This is a genomic window from Neobacillus drentensis (genome assembly GCF_036966985.1).
Taxonomy (GTDB): domain Bacteria; phylum Bacillota; class Bacilli; order Bacillales; family Cytobacillaceae; genus Neobacillus; species Neobacillus drentensis_E.
In genome coordinates, this window is record NZ_JBALSN010000660.1 from 323 (window position 1) to 3,984 (window position 3,662).

Annotated in this window: 4 protein-coding genes; all 4 read left to right on the forward strand. The window is 39.7% G+C overall.

The annotated features are described in order from the left end of the window. A partial coding sequence (locus tag V7659_RS30035) for a tagaturonate reductase (RefSeq protein ID WP_335543678.1) occupies positions 1–1,302 on the forward strand: 1,302 nt, incomplete at its 5' end. A 581-nt stretch (positions 1,303–1,883) separates the two neighbouring features. After that, on the forward strand, positions 1,884–2,228 hold the full coding sequence (locus V7659_RS30040; RefSeq protein WP_335543679.1) for a hypothetical protein: 345 nt from the start codon (positions 1,884–1,886) through the stop codon (positions 2,226–2,228). A 2-nt stretch (positions 2,229–2,230) separates the two neighbouring features. Continuing rightward, complete coding sequence (locus V7659_RS30045; protein ID WP_335543680.1) at positions 2,231–3,109, forward strand: FAD:protein FMN transferase; 879 nt, start codon at positions 2,231–2,233, stop codon at positions 3,107–3,109. A gap of 1 nt (position 3,110) precedes the next feature. After that, positions 3,111–3,647 carry a ferric reductase-like transmembrane domain-containing protein gene (locus V7659_RS30050; RefSeq protein ID WP_335543681.1) on the forward strand — a complete coding sequence of 179 codons (537 nt, stop codon included), beginning with the start codon at positions 3,111–3,113 and terminating at the stop codon, positions 3,645–3,647. Positions 3,648–3,662 lie beyond the last annotated feature (15 nt).

The window sequence follows — 3,662 nt, forward strand, 5'->3', positions numbered from 1 at the left end:
GTTCAAAAATTAAATGAACAAGACGGGTTATACACACTTTACCTGCAAGGAATCAAGAATAAGCAAGCGGTTAGAGAGCATAGCGTGATCAATTGTATCAGCAGGGGAATTAACACGTATACAGATTACTCCCAATATATAAAGCTGGCAGAAAACCCTGAATTAAGATTTATCTTTTCCAACACCACCGAGGCTGGAATTTATTATGAGGAAAATGATAAATTGGACGATCAACCGCAGAAAAGCTTTCCGGCTAGATTAACAGCTCTTTTATACCAACGATTTAATGTATTCGCTGGCGATACTAACAAAGGATTTATCATTATTCCTTGTGAGTTAATTGATCGAAATGGCGAAAAACTGAAAGAAATCGTCCTTCAACATGCGCACACTTGGAAGTTAGGAGAAGAATTTGTTCATTGGCTCCATGAGGCCAATACATTCTGCTGCAGCCTTGTCGATCGAATTGTTCCTGGTTATCCAAGTGACACGATTCATGAAATCACGGAAGAACTAGGATATCAAGATGATCTTGTTGTCGTAGGAGAACAATACTATCAATGGGTCATTGAAGGCCCAGAGTGGATTAAAGAGGAGTTCCCAACTGACAAAGCAGGTCTTGATGTTAAATTTGTCCGCGATATGACTCCTTACCGGACTAGTAAAGTCAGAATTCTAAATGGTGCCCATTCTGCCATGACTCCTGTCGCTTATTTATACGGATTAGACACGGTCGGGGAAGCCGTGACAAATGAAGTCTCCAAGAAGTTTGTGGAAGAGTTAATTTATGAAGAAATTATTCCTGTATTAGAGATGCCAGAACAAGAATTGAAGCTTTTTGCAGAGGCTGTGCTGGAAAGATTTATGAATCCATTTGTCACTCACTATTTGAGCAGCATTGCCTTGAACTCGATGTCTAAGTTTAAAACAAGGGATTTACCGTCATTGCTCGAATATCTGGACAAGAAGAAAGAACTTCCCAAAAAATTAACCTTCTCGCTTAGCGCCTTAATCAGTTTCTACAAAGGAAAAAGAGGGGAAGAAGAGATCCAGCTGCAGGATGATCAAGATATTTTAGATCTATATAAATCCTTATGGGGGAACTATGACAGAACAGACAGCGGTATAAAACAAATTGTTACATCTGTACTTGCCTATGAGAAAGTTTGGGGAATGGACCTAAATACTGTGCCAATGTTAACGGAGGCTGTGACGAATTATCTCATTAAAATTGAAAATGATGGGATGAGAGAAGCTATTAATGAGGTTACTAAAATGGATGGTAGAATTGAAGTGGGCTGATCCCGAACAATTTTATACTATATGCAAAATGGCAGGGAATGAGGTGATATTAACACCTTGTTCTCTTTTTTTCTGTTTAAAAGACCTATCTGGAATCTATTAATCTATCTGTTTTTAGGGTATCGCAAATAAAGGCGCCAGTTTCGCAAACAAATCTATTACTTTCGTAACAAATTCTCTCATACCTGTTCGTATATTAGGCTCATTTGCTGAAATGGGCCTCTTTTTAGTTACCATTTTGATGGTTGGGTACTTGGTTAATAGGGTTTGAACATTTTATCTGCCGCTTTGGTTACTTTATCTGCCATTTTTGGAATATATCTGCCGCTTTCCCACTTTTATCTGCCACTTTTAGAATATATCTGCCGCTTTTCCCATTTTATCTGCCACCTCCCGTTTTCCTTACTATAATCCATGTGGCCAAGGGGACTATTCTAGTGGTCACTTTAATCTCCTCAAAAAAAGCCAGGAGAAACTGTCCCCCTGGCAACTTGGCACTTGTTAAGACTAAATTAAGGTTGGCGTTTCATAATGCAGACATGGACTTAGAAAGCATTTAAAAACTGAAAGGAGTCCTTCACATGCCAAAAAAGAAATTTACCTCTTGGGGAGTAAGCTTTGCTAGTCTTGCTCTTGTCGCTGGAATGATGTCATATATGGGAATTACCAATAAAGATACAACTAGCACAACAACCACAGTAGCGACGACACAGAATTCAACTCAGGTCTATCAAAGTGAGAGTAACCAAGATTCAACGATCACCTATGAGGTCCCAAGCCAATCAACTAATACTAGTACATCAACAGATACTAGTGAATCTACGGACACTTTTGGAACGGGGCAGTCAGATGATCAATCTGTTTCACAAGACCGTTCATTTCCAAGTCAACATGGAGGATTTGATACGACTACCGGAGGAACCTGAACATGTATAAATATAACTTCAATTCTATGAGTACAATGGTACAACTATCAATCAATCAAGAACTATTCGCCAATGATCTCATGCCGATATACAAATTATTTGCGTCTGTCGAAGACACCTGCAGCCGGTTTAAAGAAGATAGTGAGTTATCCAAGTTAAATCAGCATCTAGGGAAAGAAGTCGAGGCATCGGATCAATTATTTAGTATTTTAAAAGTAGCACTTGGATTTTACGAAGAAACAAATGGAGTATTTAATCCTGGTATTTTGTCAGCGATTGAAAACAGCGGTTATACAAAATCGATTGAGTATATTAAAGGGAGGGAGCTGCCGGCTCCGTCCCCTATAGCCCCAGTGTTTACGAAAGTGAGACCTTATCAATTAGATGAGGATAAACAAACAGTGGTTTTGCATTCTCGTATTGATTTAGGTGGGATTGCGAAAGGCTGGGTGGTCGATCGAGCAGCTGATATCTTATCCGATATTGGCTATGGATTTGTTAATGTTGGTGGAGATATTCGGATCTTTGGAAGTCTGCCGCGGCACTTAAACATTGGCATTGAAGATCCCTTTGATCCATCCAAAATGCTCTCTTTCATCCAAGTAACTGACGGGGCTGTAGCCACTTCTACTTCGATGAAAAGAAGATGGAAGGTGAATGGAAGTAGTAAGCATCACCTGATAGATGCCACAACAGGCGAACCGTCCGCGAGCACGATTATCTCTTCTACGGTAACGGCGCCTACGGCAGTTGAAGCGGATGTATTAGCGAAAGTAGTTCTTTTATTGGGAGAAGAGCGCGGGAAGGCCTTGCTTTCTGTCAAAAAGAATCCAGCGGTAATCATAAATGAAGCATTAGAAATTTGGAGAGGTGACGAATAAAATGGAGTCTTTAGAATGGTATGCAATCCGAGCTACAGGGATTGTCGCTTATCTATTATTATATTTAGCGGTCTTAACAGGACTATATTCTGCGGTCCAGAAGAAACGGAAAAAGAAAGTCAATAATCTCCTTCATTTTCATGAGGTATTGTCAGACTGGTCATTGATTATGACAGCCGGTCACTTAGGTATTTTGTTGATTGATGCTTATATGAAATTTAGTTGGTCTGATATCCTGATTCCTTTTAGCGGCAGCTATGAAACGATTTCTATTGGATTAGGTTCGATTGCGACGTATTTCTTAATTTTAACGATTTTCACTTCGAAGTTCCGTAAGAAAATTGGTTACCAAAGATGGCAGAAGCTGCATGCTCTTAACCCTATTCTTTATATTCTAGTTACTGTACACGGGTTAATGAGTGGTACGGATTTCCAAGGAACGGTTTTAGCGGTGGTTAATATCATACCAGTAGTTCTTATGCTTGGAATGTTTCCTTCTGATAATAAGAAGGTAGTGGAGGGGAATGGAGTCATGTAGAAATGGGTTGGGGGT

What these genes read in the sequence shown, in the direction of transcription:
- V7659_RS30040 (WP_335543679.1), top strand. Translation starts at nt 1,884, where the DNA reads ATGCCAAAAAAGAAATTTACCTCTTGGGGAGTAAGCTTTGCTAGTCTT.
- V7659_RS30045 (WP_335543680.1), top strand. Translation starts at nt 2,231, where the DNA reads ATGTATAAATATAACTTCAATTCTATGAGTACAATGGTACAACTATCA.
- V7659_RS30050 (WP_335543681.1), top strand. Translation starts at nt 3,111, where the DNA reads ATGGAGTCTTTAGAATGGTATGCAATCCGAGCTACAGGGATTGTCGCT.